The following is a 20209-nucleotide window of genomic DNA, read 5'->3' as shown; positions in this document are numbered from 1 at the left end:
AAAGTCAGTTAGAGTGTAATTATTATGCTATCTTATATATTGCCTTTTATTGCTTTAATTGTTGTGGTGGTGTTTATCCATGAGTATGGGCATTATTATTTTGCTAAACGATACGGTGTAGGAGTTACTGATTTTTCAATTGGTTTTGGTAAAGAAATTTTTGGTTGGAATGATAAATCGGGAACTCGTTGGAAGGTTTGCGTCATACCTCTTGGGGGATATGTTAAGTTTTTTGGTGATAGAAACGTTTATAGCCAAGCAGATAATGACAAAATTATAAAAGAATATAGTAAAGAAGATCAAGATAAACTGTTTGTACTAAAGCCTTTATATCAAAGAGCTTTAATTGTATTTGGTGGCCCTTTAGCTAACTTTTTATTAGCAATCCTAATATTTTTCTCAGTTTATACCTTTGCTGGAAAAGATTTTACACCAGCTGTAATTAACGAGGTTCAAAAGGATAGTCCTGCAATGGTAGCTGGTCTTAAAGACAATGATATTGTGGTTTCTATTGATGGCAATGAGGTTACAAGTATTATGGAAGTTTCAAAATATATCATGATGTCTACTGATGAATTTATCAATTTTACAGTAAACAGATATGATCAAGATTTAACCTTTAGAGTAAAACCGAATATTGTTGAAGGAGAAGATAATCTTGGAAATAAAATTAGTAAACGTATGGTTGGTATTAAACTTGGTGCTTATAACAATGAGGTAAATCACGTTAAACTCGGTCCTACTAAAGCATTGTTTTATGCGGTTAATGAAGTTTATTATGTAAGCACCTCTTCTCTTAAATATATTGGAAGCATGCTCACAGGAAATGCTGATACTTCACAGTTAGGTGGTCCAATTCGAATAGCAAAAATTAGCGGACAAGTTGCAGAATTTGGAATTTTACCTTTTATAAGCCTTATGGCTTATATTTCTATTAGTTTAGGTTTAATAAATCTGTTCCCAATTCCAATGTTAGACGGCGGTCACTTAATGTTTTACGGAATTGAAAAGATATTAGGGCGTCCATTATCACAAAAAACTCAAGAAGGTTTTTTTCGAATCGGAATGTTTTTATTGCTATCATTAATGTTTTTTACAACGTTTAATGACCTAAAAGACGTTGGTTTATTTAAGTTTTTTAACAATTATATTTCTTAAATAATTCTTTAAAATCAACATTTATTTAACAAATAACTATATATTGGGGTTTTATTTTTAAGAGACACTAACAAAAAGCTTGATTTATGAGGTTTAATGTAAATTATATGAAAATAACCAATAAAACCGGAGCTAAATAAATGAACAAAAAACAATTAATAGCACAACTTTCAGGTTCTTTAAACCTAAGTAAAGCTGATGCTGAGCGTACTTTTGATACTATTACAAACACTATTCTAGATGCTTTAAAAGGTGACGATACAGTGAAAATTGCTGGATTTGGAACTTACAAAGTAGCAAAAAGAAAAGCTAGAGTTGGAAGAAATCCTAGAACTGGAGAGCAAATTCAAATCGGTGCTTCTCAAAAAGTTAAGTTCTTACCAGCTAAAGCACTTAAAGAAATATTTAATAAGTAATTAAATACCAAATTCATTAACAGCCTTTTACAGAAATGTAACAAGGCTGTTACTATATGCAATCACTGCATACCTAAATTTCCCAATCAACATTAGTTTTTAAGTTCATCCAAAATATAAGTGGAAACTTAAACATGGAGGTCTTAATGATAAAAATAATAAAAAAAATATCAGTTCCACTTATTAGTTTATTTTTTTTAATAAACATGAGTAGTGCTGGAATAGCAGAAACAACTATTTCTGCTGAAGTAGGGTTTGTATTTAATACACTCCTATTTTTAATTTGTGGTTTTTTAGTAATGTTCATGGCGGCAGGCTTTGCAATGCTTGAGTCAGGAATGGTTACTTCTAAAAGTGTTTCTGTAATTTGTGCAAAAAATATTGGTTTGTATGCAATTTCAGGAATTATGTTTTGGTTAGTTGGTTACAATTTAGCATACGGTATACCAGAAGGTGGATATATAGGTACATTTGCACCTTGGTCAGATTCAAGTTCACTAGAGACAGGCTATTCAGCTGGATCAGATTGGTTTTTCCAAATGGTATTTTGTGCAACAACAGTTTCAATTTGCTCAGGAGCAATGGCTGAAAGAATTAAGTTATGGCCATTCTTTTTATTTGCAGCAATTTTATCTGGTGTTATTTATCCTATAGTAATGGGATGGCAATGGGGTGGAGGCTGGTTAGCAACTATTGGATTTTCTGATTTTGCTGGATCAACTCTAGTTCACTCAACTGGGGGTGCTGCTGCACTTGCTGGAATTATAATACTTGGTCCAAGATTTGGAAGATTTGATAGTAAAGGCAATCCAAAGGCTATTCAACCATTTGCAGCATCATCAATTCCATTAGTAACTATTGGTGTGTTTGTATTATGGTTAGGTTGGTTTGGATTTAATGGTGGTTCTCAATTAGCATTAGGTTCATTTGCTGATGCAGTGGCTATTTCAACAATCTTTATTAATACTAATTTAGCAGCTTGCGGAGGTGTATTAGCTGCAGCCGTAGTTACAAGATTATTGTTTGGTAAAACTGATGTAATACAAATGTTAAACGGTGCAATTGGTGGGTTAGTTGCAATAACAGCTGAACCATTAGCACCATCTCCATTAGCAGCAATATTAATTGGTGCTGTGGGTGGTGTGATAGTTGTATTTGGAACTAAACTACTATTTTCATTTAAACTTGATGATGTAGTAGGTGCAATTCCAGCTCACATGTTTGCGGGTATTTTTGGAACTTTAATAGTACCGATCACAAATGCAGACGCAACATTCGGAGCACAGTTAATTGGTGTCTTATCAATTAATATTTTTGTTTTTGTAGTGGCTTACATAGTCTGGTCGATTATGAATAGCCTCTTTGGAATTAGATTGAGTAAAGAAGCTCAAGCCAAAGGTACAGATGTTACTGAAACAGGAGTAATTGCTTACGCAATCAGAGACTAATAAAAAACTATCTCTCTTATAGTTAGAAAATAGGCCCCTTAATTGGGGCCTTTTTAATTTCTAGAGTTTTTTAGGGTATCAAGCACTTCTTTAGCATGATCCTTAACTTTTACATTATCCCAAATTTTTACTATTTTACCATTTGGATCAATTAAGAAAGTTGTTCTCACTATTCCCATAAACTCTCTACCCATAAATTTCTTCTTAGCCCAAACTTTGTATTTTTTTAAAATATTAAGCTCTACATCAGATAAAAGATCAAATTTGATCTTAAATTTTTCTTTAAATTTATGGTGGCTTTTTAGATCATCCTTGGAAATACCAAAAATATCACAATTCAGTTTTTTAAATTTAGGTAATAATTTATTAAAATCATTAGTCTCAATTGTGCATCCTGGAGTGTCATCTTTAGGGTAAAAATAAAGAACCACATATTTACCAAGTGAATCTTTTAAAGAATAAATCTCACCATCTGTTGAGTTTAGTTTAAACAAAGGTGCTTTAGAATTAATTTTAAGCATTGGTTATATCGTTTTCATCCCATAATTTTTTATAATCAATAAATGGTGATAATCCATAACTAGAATTAACATTAGTTAAATGTAAAGATAAACTTTTTATAGGTGAAATACAAAATTCTTTTTTATAAATATCATTTAAATATTTTTCAAAGGGCTCATGTCTATCTAAACAAGTGTTATAAAAATTTTCCCAATATTTATTGAGCAAACTTTTTGTTGTCATGAATGTACATAAAGTTTGATTAACCGTTCGCCAGTGACGTTTATTACCAATTAAAATATTAGTTTTTTCATTATTCATATAAAGGTATGGATAATCAGCAGGACACATAAAGATATCCCTATTTACTTGTGAAGCAATTCTTTCATAAGATGCAATCATTTCTTCCATCATAGGTTCAAAATGTAAGTAATCATCTTCAACAAAGAAAACTAAATCCTCACTATATTCTTTTGCTAACTCAAAAGATTGAAGTAGGCTCGCTAAATTAGAAAAAGTTTGATCATTTTTTTGTTGTTTGATTGTATCTTTGTATTTGTCATGGTTTAAAGGAGTAATACCTATATCTAAACTACTTCGATCTATAAGCTTCTTTAATTTATTTAGATTTTCTTCTTTAGAGTTATCATCAACAATTATTGTCTTAAATTTAATGTTTGGGTATTTTTTTATAGAAAAGTTAACTGACTTTATTAATGAATTTAAAGCTTTTAAAGCATATTCAATTTTTGGTTGTTCAAATAATCTTCTTTTATTCTGATCCCATATTTCCACATCAGTATTAGTTCTAAATATAATTAATACAGAGCTAACTTTTTTAGTAATTTTTACCTCACCAAGCGGTAAAATAATTGAGTTTTCATTAATAATTGAAAGATTTTCATTTAATTGTTTCTCGAGTGTAGGTGAGCTAAAGTCACTTTGATCAATTATCTCGTAACCAAGAATTTTTGAAAGTTTAATAAATAATTTTTTAAGGATGTTTTTTTTCATGTAATTGTTTATAGTTATTTCTTTATAATATTATGACTATTAAATCATCACAAACTCTAGTCTCTGAAGCTTTAAGTGAGGTTAAAACTATTACTGCCGACGAAGCATTAAAGTTATCGAATGAGGATAAATGTACTTTAATTGATATTAGAGAAAAAGGTGAACTGGACAAAACAGGTAGAATTGAAAATTCAAATCATATACCTCGTGGAATGTTAGAGTTTTGGTTAGATCCAGAAGGTCCTTATTTTAAAAGTGGAAAAATTGACATGAATAAAGAAATGGTTTTGTTTTGTGCTGGTGGCCTAAGATCTGCTCTTGCAGCCAAATCTTTAAAAGAAATGGGTTTTGAAAATGTATCCCACATTGATGGGGGCTTTGCAGCAATAAGCCAAAGTGATTTTAAAATAGTTTAAACTATTTATTATATTCGTCTAAAGCAAATTCTAGACGATCTTGTCCCCAAAATATTTTATTATTAACAATAAAAATGGGTGCTCCAAAAACTTCTTTTTCATGAGCATTTTTAGTAGCATCTTTTAATTTTTCTTTAATAATAGGATCTTTAATTGTTTTAAAAAAAATATATTTATCAATTTTACATTGTTCAAGTATCTGTATTAAAATTTCTTCGTTAGAGATATCTAAATCATCCTTCCAATAAGCGTCAAACATGGTTTCAATATATTGATCTTTCTTTGATGAATTAATATTAAAATATCCACGCATGATATTTAATGAGTTTATAGGAAATTTAGAATTCCACTTAAAATCAAAATTATTTTTTTTTGCAATTAATAGGCAGTCATTAATCATATGTTTTAACTTATGTTTGTTAAATGCTGGAGCTGTTATTCCTTCTAAATTATGAAGACCACCTAATAAAATTGGTTTATAATTTATTCTAATATCTTTTGGTAACGACTGGATCTTTTTATAAGCTAAATATGCATAAGGACTTATGAAATCAAAATAGAAATCTATTTCTTTAGTCATATAGATTAATTCTTTTTGCGTAAAAAATTCTTATAATCCAATAAAGAGTAAGTCCAATAGGACCAATAAAATATGTTATTAATAATGGAAAAGACATTATTATTTTATTGATACCAAATTTTTGTGAGTCCTTAACAATCCATCCACCACAAAATAAATTGATAGATAAAAAATGAGTCCAAAATAAAATTAAGAAGGATTTATCATTGAATAAATAACCAATTGAATCTAAGCCCAAATATAATTCAAAGTTTTTAATAAAGTCATAGCCCTCGTTAAACAGGACATAAGTTAAATAGCCGTACGCAAAACTTAAAATAATAAAAGGAAAAATTGACGTAATAAAAACTCTACATATCTGTGACTGTGGAAAGAAGACTAATATCAACCAAAAAGGCAAGACACCTAGATTTAACCAAAGAAAAATCATTTCAGTTGTAAAGTATGTATAAATTTGATCGATCATTTTTTAGTGTATTATATAATAAGCTATTGAGATTCATATGAGAAATAGAAAAAAAACATTAAAAGCTACGGTAGAAGAGATGAGAAATTTCTCGTTTGCATATATTGAAAGATATGCCCCGTCAAAACAACAGCTTAGAACCTATCTATTAAAGAAGTATCTAAAAGCTAATTTAGAAAATATTAAAAAACAAGATATTACAGATTTAATTGATGTTGTTTTACAAGATCTTGAAAAAAGTAAGTTTATTAATGACAAATTCTATTCTGAAAGCAAGTCTAGAAGTTTAATTCAAAGAGGTAGTTCGGTTAATAAAATCAGAAACTATCTAATGACAAAGGGAATTAATGATCGTTACATTAAAGAAACAATAGATAAGATTAAAGAGGATAACTCTGACCAAGATTTTTTTTCTGGAATAAAAATATGTAAAAAAAAGAGGATTGGACCAGCGAGAGTAGAGGATAATCGAGTATTATTTTACAAAAAGGATATTGCTTTACTAGCAAGAAATGGTTTTGATTTTGAAACCTCTAAAAGGATCATGGATATTGATCAAGCTGACTATATTAAAATAATTAGATTACTTTAATTTTTTTTCTTTTTCTTCTTCTTCAACAAGAGACTGAATTCTATTTTTAATAACATTTTTAACAAATACAAAAACTAATAAACCAAAGATCGAAACTGATACTATAATTATTAAAATTATTCTTAATTGCTCATCCATTATAATACGTTTTTACTTTTTAAAATTAAACTTGGGTTTTTAAATTCAGTTTTTCCATAGAGTATTTCATTATAATTAAAATCAGTCACTTTCCCCCCTGAGTGATCAAGGATCGCATGACCAGCTGCAATATCCCACTCACAAGCTCTTGGTTCAGCTACATACATATCAAATTCACCAGCAGCAATTACACAAAATTTTAATGAACTCTTCATTTTTTGAAAAGATTGTATCTTATATTTTTTATGAATTTCTAAAATTTCAGGTTTAAGTTCACTTGAATAGCTTACTGCCGTATACCCCTCAAAGTCTTTTTTTTTATTCATTAAAGAAATTTCTTGATTGTCAATTAGTTCATAACTATGAGATAGGCCATAAGAATAAAATACTCTTTTCTTTGCTGGAGCTGTTATAATTCCAATTGCAGGTTTTTTGTCTAAAATTAATGCTGCATTTAAAGTAAACTCATCACGATTATTAATGTAATCCCTAGTGCCATCTATCGGATCGATTAACCAAAAATTATTTAGATTAATATCCATTTTGTGGTTTGCACTTTCTTCTGAAACAATTGAAATGTTAGGAGTTATTTCTTTTATTTTATTTGTTAATATTTTATTAACCTCAATATCACCATTACTCACTGGGGTATTATCTGACTTAATTTCTTTTTTTAAGCCAGCCTTTCTTAAATCTAAAGCTACCTGACTTGCTTTATTAAAAGTATCTATAAGTGAAAGAGTAATTTTCTTTTTTTCTTCAAGGTTCATTTATATAATTTTTCTAATTGAATTACTTTTGAGTTGATGACTTTTTTTCCAGCATTTTCAAAATTTACAGTAACTTTACCATTTATTATTGATTGTACCTGACCTATGCCCCAATCTTTGTTATTTTTGTTGGTAACCTTGTCACCTGGCTCATAATCTAAAATCATTTAATTTACTTATAGTGAATATACTAATAAATATCACTAAATATGACAAAATTGAATTCAATTGGAATAGCAAAAGAACCCAAAGATACTTTAATTGTTGTTGCAATGTCAGGAGGAGTAGATTCTTCGACAGTAGCAGCAATGATGAAAAATGAAGGTTATAAAGTCATAGGCATAACTTTAAAACTTTATAACGATAGTAAAGAAACGGCATCCTCAAAACAATGTTGTGCAGGACAAGACATCATGGACGCCAAAAGAGTGGCTGACAAATTAAAGATAGAACATAAAATTTTATATTATCAAAACAAATTTAAAGAGGGCGTAATTGATAATTTTATAGATAGTTATTTAAATGGAGAAACACCAATACCTTGTGTACAATGTAATAAAACAGTTAAATTTACTGATTTGTTTGAAGAAGCTAAGAGATTAAAAGCTGATGCTTTAGTTACTGGTCATTATGTAAAAAGTATCACAGATGAAAATAACACAGATATGTACAGAGGAATTGATTTAAATAGAGATCAAAGTTATTTCTTATTTAACACAACAAAAGATCAATTAAATTTTTTAAGATTTCCACTTGGCAACCTTCTTAAAGATGAAACAAGAAATATAGCAAGAGATCTAGATCTCAATGTTGCAGACAAACCCGACAGCCAAGATATTTGTTTTGTACCAAATGGAGATTACGCCTCAGTTATAGAAAAATTTAGACCAAATTCTTTTAGCAAAGGTAATATTAAAAACATGAATGGTGAAGTAATAGGAGTTCATGATGGTATTATTAACTATACAATTGGTCAAAGAAAAGGAATTCGTGTCTCTGACAAAAACCCATTGTATGTAGTAAAAATCATTGCAGATAAAAATGAAATTATTGTTGGAACTAAAGAATATCTTGTTAAAACAAAAATAAATTTAAAAGATTTAAATATTATTACGAACGACCGAAAAGATTTTGAAAAAGAATTATTTGTGAAAGTTAGATCTACCGGTAGATTAATCAAGGCTAAGATAAATATAGACAATACCTCAGCTAATGTTAATTTATTGGAAGAAGAACATGGCATTGCACCAGGTCAAGCATGTGTTTTTTATTCAAAAAATAATAAAGGTTATAAAGTTCTTGGTGGTGGATGGATTACAAACTAATTTTTCTTTTTCCACATGAAATAAGTTAATAAATAAAAAGTTATAACACCTAAAAAATAATCCCACTCCAGTGCATGTTTGACAAACTTAAATGTGTTTCCTGGCCAACTAATTATTGGAATAGCAATTACAGCAACAACAATTAATGTTGAAACTAAAATTAATTTTAATTTTAGAACTTTAACATTTATAAATTTAGATAATTTTTCTTTAACTGAATATAGTGCGACAACTAGATAAGCTTGCGCTGTAATTTCGAATATAATGAATACTAGCATTATTATTCTTCTGAATAATTTATATAAATTATTATCAAATTCAATTCCAAGAAATATTGAATGAATAGTCAGAGCCACAGCTGAGCCCACACCAAAAAAAATTATTTTCTTAAGATGTTTAAAGTCTTTGTTAAAGTTTAATATTATGTCTCGGTTAAAATACCAGTATTTGATAAGTAAAAATGATGTTAAAAACATTGCTGGTTTAAATATCAACCAGCTTGGGTAAGGCCTAGCCGCTCGACTAATAGAAAGACCACCATCTATATAAGGCCATAACGAATTATGGACTATATGTTCTTGGTTAGGGAATAACGCATGAAACTGCGTAATTAATACTAGACAGGTATTTATTGCAACTAATGGAACAATGAACACCCAAATGCTTATGGATTTAACTTTTTTAATCTCGTCCATTACAAGAGCTATTTTTTCTTATTTTTTCTCTTAGCTCTTCTTTTTTTAGAACCCTGTTTTCTTCGGCCTCTATGTTTTTTTGGGTAACCCATATTATCCTATTATTAATTTTATTGACGTAATTCGAGGGATATAGCATTGTCCCCTTAACTTATCAAATTTTTTATGACTAAATCATTCAAGACTTTCCTTAAACATACGGCAAAAGATTACCACAATCAGTCAGTTAACCCTCCTGTAGTGAGAGCCTCAACTATTATCTTCAAATCCATGCAAGATATTAGAAAAATGCAGGATAAGAGCAAAAAAGATCCAACAGGCGGACATTTTGATTATGGAAGACAAGGAACATCAACAACACATGTTTTGTCACAAATACTTAAAGAAATGGAAGAATGTTACCATGTATTTTTAACACCAACTGGATTCGGATCAGTTTTTTTATCTATTTTTAGCGTTGTTCGTCCTGGTGATGAAATTATTGTGGCAGATCCAACATATTCACCTACGAGAATTTTAACTCAAGATTTTCTAAAAGAATTTAATATAAAATCTGTTTTTTATGACCCACATGATTTGAAAACTTTAGAAAAAGCAATTACAAAAAAAACAAAATTAATTTTTGTTGAAAACCCTGGAAGCAATACGTTTGATTTTCAAGATTTAGGTAAAATAGTATCAATTGCAAAAAAGAATAAAATTTTTTCAGCAATTGATAATACATGGGGAACCCCTTATTTTCTAAAACCAATTAAACTTGGTTTTGATATGTCAATTGTATCGGCTACCAAATATTATTCAGGTCATTCAGATGTTATGGGTGGAAGTTTAGCTGTTAATAAAAAAGTTTTTAAACAAGTTGATAAAGCGAATAAGATAACTGGTTTAAGGCTTGGTCCTGATGATGCGTATTTAATAACAAGAGGACTTAGAACTTTAGATGTTAGATTAGACAAACATGAAAAAAGTGCAAAACAAGTTGCTGAGTTTTTATCTAATTACAAAAACATAAAACTTTTATATCCTCATAAAAAAGATTCCTTTAATTTTAGAATGTGGAAGAAATATTATTCTGGTGCCTCAGGATTGATGGGTCTAAAAATAAAATCAAAAAATAAAAACTCTGTAATTAAGTTTGTTAATTCTTTAAAATTATTTGGTTATGGATATAGTTGGGGTGGATTTGAAAGCCTTGCGTTATATCAAGATAAACGTGAACAAGGTAATAGAGAATATCTAAAATTAGCAAAAGATGAACATTTAGTTAGATTACATATTGGTTTAGAGGATCCAAAAGACCTCATAGATGATTTAAAAAAATCTCTTAAATACGTTAAATGAATTCAGAAAAATTTATTCAAAATAAAACAGCTTTAATAACGCTGATTGCAGCCTGTGTTGTTGTTTTAATTTCTCTTGGAGTTAGACAAACTTTTGGTCTGTTTTTCATGGATTTTAAAAATGACCTAGATATCTCAATAACTCAATCTGGATTAGCAATTGGTATTCAAATGTTAATGTGGGGTTTAACAGGTCCTATATTTGGAGCTATTGCAGATAAATATGGTGGACATAAAGCAATTTGCTTAGCTTTTGTTTTTTATATTTTAGGGATTTACTTTTTATACGCTGGTCCAAATACTGGAATTTTTTTTCAAATCGATTTAGGACTTTTAGTTGGAATTGGTTTGGGCGGAACTGCAATTAGTATTCCAATGTCAATTGTTGGAAAGCATTTTCCATTATCAAACAGAACAATAGCAATGAGTATTGTGACTGCCGTTGGTTCTTTGGGGTATTTTATCTCTCCTCTTTATACGAGTTATTCTTTAATTAAAAATGGATGGGTCGATACACTTTTTGTATTCACAATATTCCTCGTTATTGGACTTATAATAGCTTTTTTTGTTAGATCTCCATCTGCTGCTCAGTCTATTGAAAAACCTAACGACCAAAGTACTTTTGACGCTTTAAAAGAAGCTTTTAAAAACAAAAGCTACATATTGCTTATATCTGGCTTTTTTGTGTGTGGTTTTCACATAACTTTAGTTGGAACCCATGTCCCAAAATATGTAATTGATAGAGGTTTAGAAAGTTGGACTGCTGCTGCAATTTTATCATTAATTGGTCTCTTTAATATATTTGGTTCTTTATTAAGTGGATATTTATCTACGAAAATTAGTAAAAAAATTATCTTAAGTTCAATTTATGCGTTGAGAGGAGTTTCAATTATATTATTCATATTTCTACCAGCGAGTAACATTAATGCATTTATCTTTGGTGCAAGTTTTGGTTTTCTGTGGCTATCAACAGTGCCTGCAACAAGTGGTATAGTTGCTCATATTTTTGGAACAAAATATTTAGGTGTATTATATGGAATAGTTTTTTTAAGCCATCAAGTAGGCTCATTCTTTGGAGCTTTCCTTGGAGGATTATTTCATGATTTATATGGCTCTTATGATTATGCTTGGTATTTAGCAATTGTTTTATCTGTTTTTGCAGCAATAATACATCTACCAATTAAAGAACAAGCAGTTCTAAGACTAAAAACAGAATAGAAATTGAATAAGAAAAACTACTTACTGGATTTAAATAAATCAAAGAAACCCTTTATAATCTATAAATCTGATAAAGGGTTTGATCTTTATACAGACTTTTCGAAAAAGATCATATTAAACAATAATAACATTGAAAAATTCATTAACAAAAATAATAGATTGAGATTTCCTCATAAAGAAACAGATCTGTTTATTGGTTTTTTTGGCTATGAAATATTAAATAATCTAATTGACGTAAAAATAAAAAAACAAAAAACAATAAATTTCCCTAAAGGAATATTTTACAAACCTGAAACAAAAATAAAACTTCCAAACAACCTTGAGTATAAAAAAACAAGATCATTAAATTCTAATGATTTATTCAAAATAAATATTAATAAAAAATCCTATAAGGTAATATTTGATAAATTTAAAAAGAAAATAAAATCTGGAGAAACATATCAGATTAAAATTTGCACTAAATATAGTAATAAATCAGAAATAGATGCTTTAGATTTTTTTAGTAGACTTGTAAAAAGCAATATGGCTCCTGAAGCCTTTATGATTAAGGATAAAAATTATTCAATAATAAGTTGTTCACCTGAAAATTTGATAACAAAAAAAAATAATTTTATAACCACAAAACCAATTGCAGGCACTTTAAAGAAAACTAAAAAATTAAATAAAAATAAAGCCCTTACTTTTTTTAGAAAAAACTTAAAAGAATCCAAAGAACACAACATGATTGTTGACATGGAAAGAAATGACTTATCTAAAATTTGTAAACCAGGTTCAGTAAAAATTTTAAAAAAGAAAATAGTTGAAGAATATAAAGATCTTTATCATTATGTGAGTTTAATTGGAGGACAACTCAAGAGTAGAGTTACCTCATTAGAGATTATAAAGGCAATGATGCCTGGAGGATCTGTAATAGGATGTCCTAAAATTAGTACATTAAATTTGTTAAACAAACAGGAAAAACAAAATAGAAATATTTATACAGGTAGTTTTGGTTACTTAAAGTTCAATGGAGATATGAGGTTTAATATTATTATTAGATCAATATTAAATTTTAAAGGTAAATCAGAAATTTCTGTGGCCTCTGGAGTTGTAATTGACAGTAATGCGGCTCATGAATTTAATGAAAACTATATTAAAGCAAAGTCATTAATGGATCTTTACAAATGATATACATTATTGATCATCATGATTCTTTTACTCAAAACGTTGTACATCAATTTCAAAATTTTGATGAAGTCATTTGCACTAATTTTAATAAAATAAATCAAAATAAATTAAAAAAAGCAGATATTATTGTTTTTTCACCTGGTCCAGGTGCTCCAAAAGATTATCCAATTAGTTCTGAGATTTATAAAAGATTTAAAGGTAAAAAAAAAATTATTGGAATTTGTCTTGGGTTTCAACAAATTCTTCATTGTGAAAATGGAAAAATAGTTACACAAAAAAAGATTTACCATGGTTTCCAATCTAAAATAAAAGTAACTAACAAAAATTCATTGTTTAAAAAAAATAGTCAATTTACTGTAGGCAGATATCACTCTCTAAAATTAAAAGAGCCGTTTGCTGCAAAAAATTTTGAAATTACAATGAGGTGTGCTATTTCAAATACAGCAATGACAATAGAAAATAATAAAGAAAAAATATATGGCTTTCAATTTCACCCTGAATCTTTTTTAACTGAAAATGGTAACTTACTTATTAAAAAAATCTTATCAGCATAAAACTTACAAAGAGATTAATTTTAAAGATCTTTGGGGGGATAATGGTGTATTCACTACGATGTGGATTTTTGGTAAACCTGCTAAAATACTTTTTTTTAAAAAACATATCAAAAATTTAATTAAGTCTTTAAAAATTTATAAATTAAATAACTCAAATCTTGAAAAAAATATTCTTAAATTAATCAAACTGAATATTGATAAAAAAAGATCTTATAATCATCTTGTTAGAGTTGCAGTAAATAAAAAGATGATATCAATTTCTTTGAGAGACAGAAAAACTCCTAAATTAAATTTTAATTTAAAGCTTATCCGTCACAAACGATTTGACCCTAAATTCAAAAATCTTAAATATAACTTTATATTAAAACATTTATCTAAAATGGATAATACCACTTCAGATGTAGGTCTTTGTTACAAGAATACAATTTTAGAAAGTGGAACTTCAAATATGCTGTTTATAAAAGATGATAAAGTATACTCTCCAATAAATAATATTTATAAGGGTATTACCTATAAATTTTTTAATAAAAAATTAGGTAAGATTATTAACAAAGATATATTGATAAAAACTTTATCTGAATTTAGTGAAATTCTTCTCATTGGTTCTGGAAAAGGTGTTGCTTCAATAAAAAATATTAATGAAATCAAGTGGAAGAGAAAAAGTTTTAAATTTTATAAAAAACTATCTAATTTTTATAAAAATGAAGTTAATAAATGTTCTATCTATAGATAAAATTATGTTTGACCCAAATAATCCTTGTTTATTCTGTAACTCCAAACAAAGTGGGCTAGCTGCTGAAAATGATTTGGCTTATGCTAGTTATGACACATATCCCGTGTCCGAATTCCATTGTTTAATTATTCCAAAACGGCATGTTATGGATTATTTTGATTTAAATGACGATGAAGTGATTGCTTGCAATAACTTAATCAAACAAATTAAAGAAGAAGTATTGTTAAAAGATCCTGCGGTTAAAGGGTTTAATATTGGAACAAATGCTGGCGCTATTGCTGGACAATCAATCTTGCATTGTCATATTCATCTAATTCCTCGTAGAGAAGGCGATGTTGATAACCCACAAGGAGGAGTTCGGTCGGTTATACCAAAGAAACAGTATTACAAGCGTAAGGTGTAAAATCTTATATGGTAAAATAACCCATACAAAACGGTTGATCTATTATTTCATCTGTACTAAATAATCACAACCAACAAAAATTCTAAATAAAGGTATTACTAATTATGATGTCAATTAACCCTTTTTCAGTTTTAGCTGAAACAATATCTCCTGCAGCCATACAATTTTTTGTTTTAGCTATGATTGCTTTAATTATTATTGGAACAATAGTTCAGATGATCCATCATAAAAATGTAACTTACTTTTTTAATAACGCAAAAAAAGCAAAATTAGCAGCTGAAAGAGAATTAGGAGCTGGAGAAAAAACATCAATTATTTTAAAAACTGTAGCTCATGATATCGCAACTACTGCGGAGTTGGGAGCTGGTAAAAGAAGAGTTGCACACGTTATGGGAATGTATGGAACTATTTTATTTTGGGTAGCATCTGTTGTAATGGTTTTTTGTTATACAGCACAAGGAACTACCACACCGACAGTTTGGCCTATGATTTGGCATGTCGGAGCAATTATGACTTGTGTAGGTGGATACTGGTTTTGGTTATTTTTAAGAGTGGATGTGTTAGCAGAAGCTCATCCTTGGTATAGAATTATTAAAGCTGACTTATTTGTTTTAGCACTTCTTGCATGTGCTACTACTGGACTTGCTTGGTCATACTTTCAATCTTCAGGATCAGCTGGATTAGGATATTTATTTTTAATTTTATTTATTACTTCAAACATTGTTTTATTTGGGGGAGTTTATTGGTCAAAATTTGCGCACATGATTTACAAGCCTGGTGCAGCAATCCAAAAAAACTTAGCAGAAGCAGATGGATCAAGAGACAATCTTCCTCCACTTGCAGATGCACCAAAACAATTTGGACTAGGAATTAAAAGAGAACAACCAAAACATTATTAAAAAGAGAGAGGTAAAATAATATGTCAACTTTTGTATACATGACGAGATGTGATGGATGTGGTCACTGTGTGGATATTTGTCCATCTGATATAATGCACATCGATGAAAATATTAGAAGAGCAGTAAATATTGAACCAAATTTTTGTTGGGAATGTTATTCTTGTGTAAAAGCTTGTCCTAATCATGCAATTGATGTTCGTGGTTATGCTGACTTTGCTCCTATGGGTCACAGTGTAAGAGTTAGACGTGAAGAAGAAAAAGGAACTATTTCTTGGAAAATTAAATTTAGAAATGGAACTACAAAAGATTTTGTTTCTCCAATTACAACAAAACCTTGGGGAAAATTTATTCCTAAATTAGCAGAAGGTGAAAAACCTAATCAAGGTGAGATCAATTCTCAAATGCTTTACACAGAGCCTAATGGTTTAAATATTGATGGTAAATTACCGGTAGTACCAAAAGATTCATTTAAAAAAGGGGTTTACTACTAATGGCTAAGCATAAAACACATTTTGAAGATTGCGATGTTCTAGTTGTTGGTGGTGGAATGGCTGGAACTGGTGCTACTTTTGAAGCTAGGCACTGGGGAAGAGACATGAAAATTATTTGTGTTGAAAAAGCCAATATTGATAGAAGTGGAGCAGTTGCTCAAGGTTTATACGCTATTAACTGTTATATGGGTATGCAGTGGGGTGAAAACCAACCTGAAGATCACGTAAGATATGCACGTAATGATTTGATGGGTATGGTTAGAGAAGATTTAGGTTATGACATGGCTCGTCACGTTGATTCAACTGTTCATATGTTTGATGAGTGGGGTCTACCAATGATGAAGAATGAAAAAACAGGTCGTTACCTTAGAGAAGGTAAATGGCAGATCATGATTCATGGTGAAAGTTATAAGCCAATCGTTGCAGAGGCTGCAAAAAAATCAGCTGATAAAATTTATAATAGAATAATGATTACTCATCTATTAATGGATGAGGCTCAAGAAAATAGAGTAGGTGGAGCTGTTGGTTTTAATATGAGAACTGGTGATTTCCATGTATTTAGAGCAAAAACTGTAATCGTTGCAGCAGGTGGAGCATCTCACATTTTCAAACCAAGAGCAGTTGGAGAAGGAATGGGAAGAACTTGGTATGCACCATGGAGTAATGGTTCAGCTTATGCATTACCTATCGCTGTTGGAGCTAAAATGACACAAATGGAAAACAGAATTGTGTTATGTAGATTTAAAGATGGTTATGGTCCAGTTGGAGCATATTTCTTGCACCTTAAAACATATACTCAAAATGCAAATGGAGAGAATTATGAAAAGAAATGGTATGACCAAACTAAAGAATTAGTTGGTGAGTATATTGATCACCATCCAACACCAACATGTTTAAGAAACCACGCATTTATACAAGAAACTATTGCAGGTGGTGGACCTATTCATATGGTAACTACTGAAGCCTTCCAAGATCCACACCTAGAGACTGTAGGTTGGGAAAATTTCCTTGGTATGACTGTTGGTCAAGCGGTTGTTTGGGCATCTCAAAACATAGATCCTAAATACACAAATCCAGAATTAACTACATCTGAGCCTTATGTTATGGGTTCTCATGCAACATGCTCAGGAGCTTGGGTTAGTGGACCTGAAGATTTATCTCCACCTGAATATTTCTGGGGTTATAACAGAATGTTAACAATTGATGGTCTTTTTGGTGCAGGTGATACTGTAGGTGGAAGTGCCCATAAGTTTTCTTCTGGATCATTTACTGAAGGTCGTTTAGCTGCAAAAGCTGCTGTTAAATATATTCAAGATAAAAAAGCAGAAGGTATTAAAGTTACTGATAAACAATGTGAGGACTTTAAAACTGCTGTATTCAAACCTTTAGAGACATACCAAGTAGCTCAAAATGAGATCACAGGTGGAACAGTTTCACCAAGTTATATTTCTCCTATTCAAGGTCTTCAACGTCTACAAAGAATTATGGATGAATATGTTGGAGGAATTGCAACTAATTACATGACTAATGGTAATATGCTTAAAAGAGGCTTGGAATTACTTGCTTGGTTAGAGGAAGATTTAGAAAAAGTAGGAGCTGAAGATTTGCACCAACTTATGAGAGCTTGGGAATTAAAACACAGAGCTTTAACTTCTCAATGTGTAACTGAACACACAATGTTTAGAGAAGAAACACGTTGGCCTGGTTATTATTATAGAGGAGATCATATGAAACTTGATGATGACAATTGGCATTGTTTAACAGTTTCTAGACGTGATCCTAAAACTGGTAAATTCTCTCTTGAGAAAGTGCCGGTTTACCACATAGTTGACGAGAACGAGAAGAAAAAAGCTTCTTAAAACAGTTAAATTTAAATTATGAATCTTTTAGAGAAATCTGATGATGAGATTATAGCAATTGCTAATCCTATTTGGGATAATCTTGTTAAAACTTCCAATATGAAAGATTATGGTGGTTTTACTAAAGACTTTGGAACTCAAATGTTATTTGGTGCAAATGAAGTAGAGCTTGGAAAACAGTGGGCTAATAATAAGCTTTTAACAAGCCTAAAAGAAGACTACGAGGCATTTGGTTGTTTAAGACGAGGTCAAAACATCACCGTTCTATTTAAACAAAGAAGCAAAGAGATTGAAGGTGAGTTCTTAGGAAGACTGGTTCTTGGTATCGAGGGTGATGATGTTAAGGTTTTTGGAGCAACAATCTATTAATAAAAAAAATCACTTTATATTAAATATTTATTTGACAAATAATTAACTGGGTGTATTGACAGTTGTAATGTCAATTTTCAACATAAAAATAATAAAAAAACTTTCAAATTTTAAAGCAACTATTATCAAAACAGGTATCTTTGTTAGCTTAGCTGCTTATTGGAGTGTTATTTTAGTTGGAACTTTTATCACCTTTAATTGAGATCTAATTTTTAATAATTTTTTTTAAAAACCAATAAAACATAAATCTTCTAATCTTAATCTGATGAAATAATTTTTATACAGTTATTTCTAAGCACTTATATTTAAAAATATTGACATTTTAACAGTAAAACTTATGGTTGAATTTTGAAATAAATATATTTTTTAAAATTTTATTATAAAAATGACAATTAAAAAGATAGCTATTATAGGCTTAGGATATGTTGGATTACCTCTCGCAGCTGAATTTGGAAAAAAACGTGAAGTAATAGGTTTTGACATCAACAAGAATAGAATTGACTTACTTAAAAAAAACATTGACCCAACTTTAGAAATATCAAAAAAAAAATTCATAGAGGCTACTTATTTAAACTTCACATCTAATCCAAAAGATCTTGAAGACTGCAATATTTTTATCGTTACAGTTCCCACTCCAATTGACAATCATAAGAGGCCAGATTTAACTGCATTAGAAAAATCTAGTGAAACTGTTGGCTCTGTGCTTAAAAGGGGTGATATTGTTATTTATGAATCAACAGTTTACCCAGGTGCTACTGAAGAGATATGTGTACCAATTCTTGAAAAAAAATCAGGCTTAATATTTAATAAAGATTTTTATTGTGGATATTCACCAGAACGTATCAATCCAGGAGATAAAAAACATACATTAATTGACATTAAAAAAGTAACAGCAGGGTCAACACCTGAAATTGCTTTAGAAGTTGATGAATTATATAAAGAGATAATTGTTGCAGGCACACATAAAGCTAAAAGTATTAAAGTTGCAGAAGCTGCTAAAGTTATTGAAAACACACAAAGAGATTTAAATATTGCACTTATTAATGAGCTAGCTCTTATTTTTAAAAGACTGGATATTGATACTGAGGCAGTATTGGAAGCCGCTGGCACTAAGTGGAATTTTTTACCCTTTCGTCCAGGGTTAGTAGGAGGACATTGTATTGGTGTTGATCCATATTATTTAACTCACAAGGCTAACGAAGTTGGTTATTATCCAGAGATGATCTTAGCCGGGCGTAGATTAAATGATAATATGGGCTCTTATGTTGCTAATGAAGTATCAAAACTTATGACAAAAAAACGTATTCAGATAGCAGGAGCAAATATACTTATTATGGGTTTTACCTTTAAAGAAAACTGTCCTGACTTCCGTAACACTCGTGTTGTTGATTTGGTCAAAGAGTTAAAAAGCTTAAGTTGCAATGTAGATGTATATGATCCATGGGTTAATAAAAATCAGGTTGCTGAAGATTGTAAAATTGAACCTATTAATAAACCAATAAAAGGTAAATATGATGCAATTGTTCTTGCAGTTGCTCATGATGAATTTAAATTATTAACAGAAAGTCAGATTAGAAGTTATGGAAAAGATAATAATATTTTATATGATATCAAGTACTTACTTAAAAACAATGAGTCAGATGGTAGGTTATAGGTT

The 20209-nt window shown here is 29.8% G+C and carries 26 protein-coding genes; 18 read left to right on the top strand and 8 right to left on the bottom strand.

The genetic code is table 11. The features are described from left to right. Nucleotides 1-24 precede the first annotated feature (24 nt). From rseP to AC5SMR_RS04235, 3 genes are all read left to right on the top strand, one after another. Nucleotides 25-1158: an RIP metalloprotease RseP gene (gene rseP / locus AC5SMR_RS04245; protein ID WP_494576247.1), complete on the top strand. Its 1134-nt coding sequence runs from the start codon at nt 25-27 to the stop codon at nt 1156-1158. Between the two features lie 140 nt (nt 1159-1298). Then, nucleotides 1299-1574 (top strand): HU family DNA-binding protein, encoded by a 276-nt coding sequence (locus AC5SMR_RS04240; protein ID WP_006997102.1) that lies wholly within the window; start codon nt 1299-1301, stop codon nt 1572-1574. 146 nt (nt 1575-1720) lie between these two features. Further along, a complete protein-coding gene (locus tag AC5SMR_RS04235) occupies nt 1721-3022 on the top strand; it encodes an ammonium transporter family protein (protein ID WP_271499448.1) in 1302 nt (433 codons plus the stop codon). A 53-nt stretch (nt 3023-3075) separates the two neighbouring features. Here AC5SMR_RS04235 and bcp read toward each other — a convergent pair whose 3' ends face one another. Continuing rightward, nucleotides 3076-3543 carry a thioredoxin-dependent thiol peroxidase gene (gene bcp / locus AC5SMR_RS04230; protein WP_271499451.1) on the bottom strand — a complete coding sequence of 156 codons (468 nt, stop codon included), beginning with the start codon at nt 3541-3543 and terminating at the stop codon, nt 3076-3078. Then, on the bottom strand, nt 3536-4537 hold the full coding sequence (locus tag AC5SMR_RS04225) for a glycosyltransferase family 2 protein (protein WP_271766270.1): 1002 nt from the start codon (nt 4535-4537) through the stop codon (nt 3536-3538). The genes bcp and AC5SMR_RS04225 overlap by 8 nt, the downstream gene beginning before the upstream one ends. A 32-nt stretch (nt 4538-4569) precedes the next feature. Here AC5SMR_RS04225 and AC5SMR_RS04220 point away from each other — a divergent pair, with 32 nt between their 5' ends. Further along, the gene (locus AC5SMR_RS04220; RefSeq protein ID WP_494576244.1) at nt 4570-4953 is read left to right on the top strand and encodes a rhodanese-like domain-containing protein; all 384 of its coding nucleotides are present in this window, start codon (nt 4570-4572) and stop codon (nt 4951-4953) included. A 1-nt stretch (nt 4954) separates the two neighbouring features. Here the strand turns inward: AC5SMR_RS04220 and AC5SMR_RS04215 are convergent, their stop codons facing one another. Further along, on the bottom strand, nt 4955-5533 hold the full coding sequence (locus AC5SMR_RS04215) for a 2-hydroxychromene-2-carboxylate isomerase (protein WP_494576242.1): 579 nt from the start codon (nt 5531-5533) through the stop codon (nt 4955-4957). After that, nucleotides 5526-5999 (bottom strand): ABA4-like family protein, encoded by a 474-nt coding sequence (locus AC5SMR_RS04210; RefSeq protein ID WP_494576240.1) that lies wholly within the window; start codon nt 5997-5999, stop codon nt 5526-5528. Before AC5SMR_RS04210 ends, AC5SMR_RS04215 begins: the two co-directional genes overlap by 8 nt. 37 nt (nt 6000-6036) lie before the next feature. Here AC5SMR_RS04210 and AC5SMR_RS04205 point away from each other — a divergent pair, with 37 nt between their 5' ends. Next, on the top strand, nt 6037-6591 hold the full coding sequence (locus AC5SMR_RS04205; RefSeq protein WP_271766274.1) for a regulatory protein RecX: 555 nt from the start codon (nt 6037-6039) through the stop codon (nt 6589-6591). Here the strand turns inward: AC5SMR_RS04205 and AC5SMR_RS04200 are convergent. The 3 genes from AC5SMR_RS04200 to AC5SMR_RS04190 are packed head-to-tail and all read right to left on the bottom strand — an operon-like array spanning nt 6583 to nt 7666. Further along, nucleotides 6583-6729 carry a hypothetical protein gene (locus AC5SMR_RS04200; protein ID WP_494576238.1) on the bottom strand — a complete coding sequence of 49 codons (147 nt, stop codon included), beginning with the start codon at nt 6727-6729 and terminating at the stop codon, nt 6583-6585. The two genes, AC5SMR_RS04205 and AC5SMR_RS04200, sit on opposite strands and share 9 nt — an antisense overlap. Further along, on the bottom strand, nt 6729-7499 hold the full coding sequence (locus AC5SMR_RS04195; RefSeq protein WP_271499472.1) for a 3'(2'),5'-bisphosphate nucleotidase CysQ family protein: 771 nt from the start codon (nt 7497-7499) through the stop codon (nt 6729-6731). The genes AC5SMR_RS04200 and AC5SMR_RS04195 overlap by 1 nt, the downstream gene beginning before the upstream one ends. Further along, nucleotides 7496-7666 (bottom strand): DUF3553 domain-containing protein, encoded by a 171-nt coding sequence (locus AC5SMR_RS04190; RefSeq protein WP_271499474.1) that lies wholly within the window; start codon nt 7664-7666, stop codon nt 7496-7498. Before AC5SMR_RS04190 ends, AC5SMR_RS04195 begins: the two co-directional genes overlap by 4 nt. A gap of 42 nt (nt 7667-7708) precedes the next feature. Here AC5SMR_RS04190 and mnmA point away from each other — a divergent pair, with 42 nt between their 5' ends. Further along, nucleotides 7709-8824 (top strand): tRNA 2-thiouridine(34) synthase MnmA, encoded by a 1116-nt coding sequence (gene mnmA / locus AC5SMR_RS04185; protein ID WP_494576235.1) that lies wholly within the window; start codon nt 7709-7711, stop codon nt 8822-8824. On the opposite strand, the gene AC5SMR_RS04180 is transcribed toward mnmA, so the two are convergent. After that, complete coding sequence (locus AC5SMR_RS04180; protein ID WP_494576233.1) at nt 8821-9519, bottom strand: hypothetical protein; 699 nt, start codon at nt 9517-9519, stop codon at nt 8821-8823. The two genes, mnmA and AC5SMR_RS04180, sit on opposite strands and share 4 nt — an antisense overlap. Nucleotides 9520-9684: 165 nt before the next feature. Between AC5SMR_RS04180 and AC5SMR_RS04175 the strand changes: the two genes are divergently transcribed. From AC5SMR_RS04175 to tviB, 12 genes are all read left to right on the top strand, one after another. Then, nucleotides 9685-10860 (top strand): trans-sulfuration enzyme family protein, encoded by a 1176-nt coding sequence (locus AC5SMR_RS04175; RefSeq protein ID WP_494576231.1) that lies wholly within the window; start codon nt 9685-9687, stop codon nt 10858-10860. Beyond that, nucleotides 10857-12077, top strand: coding sequence for an MFS transporter (locus AC5SMR_RS04170; RefSeq protein ID WP_494576229.1), 1221 nt, complete (start codon nt 10857-10859; stop codon nt 12075-12077). Before AC5SMR_RS04175 ends, AC5SMR_RS04170 begins: the two co-directional genes overlap by 4 nt. A 3-nt stretch (nt 12078-12080) precedes the next feature. Beyond that, nucleotides 12081-13244, top strand: coding sequence for a chorismate-binding protein (locus tag AC5SMR_RS04165; protein WP_494576227.1), 1164 nt, complete (start codon nt 12081-12083; stop codon nt 13242-13244). Next, complete coding sequence (locus AC5SMR_RS04160; protein ID WP_494576225.1) at nt 13241-13798, top strand: aminodeoxychorismate/anthranilate synthase component II; 558 nt, start codon at nt 13241-13243, stop codon at nt 13796-13798. Before AC5SMR_RS04165 ends, AC5SMR_RS04160 begins: the two co-directional genes overlap by 4 nt. Further along, complete coding sequence (locus AC5SMR_RS04155) at nt 13761-14531, top strand: aminotransferase class IV (protein WP_494576223.1); 771 nt, start codon at nt 13761-13763, stop codon at nt 14529-14531. The genes AC5SMR_RS04160 and AC5SMR_RS04155 overlap by 38 nt, the downstream gene beginning before the upstream one ends. Further along, entirely contained in the window at nt 14437-14934 is a 498-nt protein-coding gene (locus AC5SMR_RS04150) for an HIT family protein (protein WP_494576221.1), read from the top strand. Before AC5SMR_RS04155 ends, AC5SMR_RS04150 begins: the two co-directional genes overlap by 95 nt. Nucleotides 14935-15038: 104 nt before the next feature. Continuing rightward, entirely contained in the window at nt 15039-15833 is a 795-nt protein-coding gene (locus AC5SMR_RS04145; protein WP_494576219.1) for an adenylyl-sulfate reductase, read from the top strand. Nucleotides 15834-15853: 20 nt separating this feature from the next. Then, nucleotides 15854-16324: an adenylyl-sulfate reductase subunit beta gene (gene aprB, locus AC5SMR_RS04140; RefSeq protein ID WP_011281984.1), complete on the top strand. Its 471-nt coding sequence runs from the start codon at nt 15854-15856 to the stop codon at nt 16322-16324. Beyond that, nucleotides 16324-18183 (top strand): adenylyl-sulfate reductase subunit alpha, encoded by a 1860-nt coding sequence (gene aprA, locus AC5SMR_RS04135; protein WP_006997080.1) that lies wholly within the window; start codon nt 16324-16326, stop codon nt 18181-18183. The genes aprB and aprA overlap by 1 nt, the downstream gene beginning before the upstream one ends. 18 nt (nt 18184-18201) lie before the next feature. Then, nucleotides 18202-18552 carry a hypothetical protein gene (locus AC5SMR_RS04130; RefSeq protein ID WP_494576217.1) on the top strand — a complete coding sequence of 117 codons (351 nt, stop codon included), beginning with the start codon at nt 18202-18204 and terminating at the stop codon, nt 18550-18552. A gap of 67 nt (nt 18553-18619) precedes the next feature. Next, a complete protein-coding gene (locus AC5SMR_RS04125; protein WP_494576215.1) occupies nt 18620-18754 on the top strand; it encodes a hypothetical protein in 135 nt (44 codons plus the stop codon). A 183-nt stretch (nt 18755-18937) separates the two neighbouring features. Continuing rightward, complete coding sequence (gene tviB / locus AC5SMR_RS04120; RefSeq protein ID WP_494576213.1) at nt 18938-20206, top strand: Vi polysaccharide biosynthesis UDP-N-acetylglucosamine C-6 dehydrogenase TviB; 1269 nt, start codon at nt 18938-18940, stop codon at nt 20204-20206. Nucleotides 20207-20209 lie beyond the last annotated feature (3 nt).

The sequence above is a fragment of the Candidatus Pelagibacter sp. PS_28 genome, from assembly GCF_059417885.1.
The sequence above is the reverse complement of the archived record's forward strand: the minus strand, read 5'-3'. Positions and strand labels throughout refer to the sequence as shown.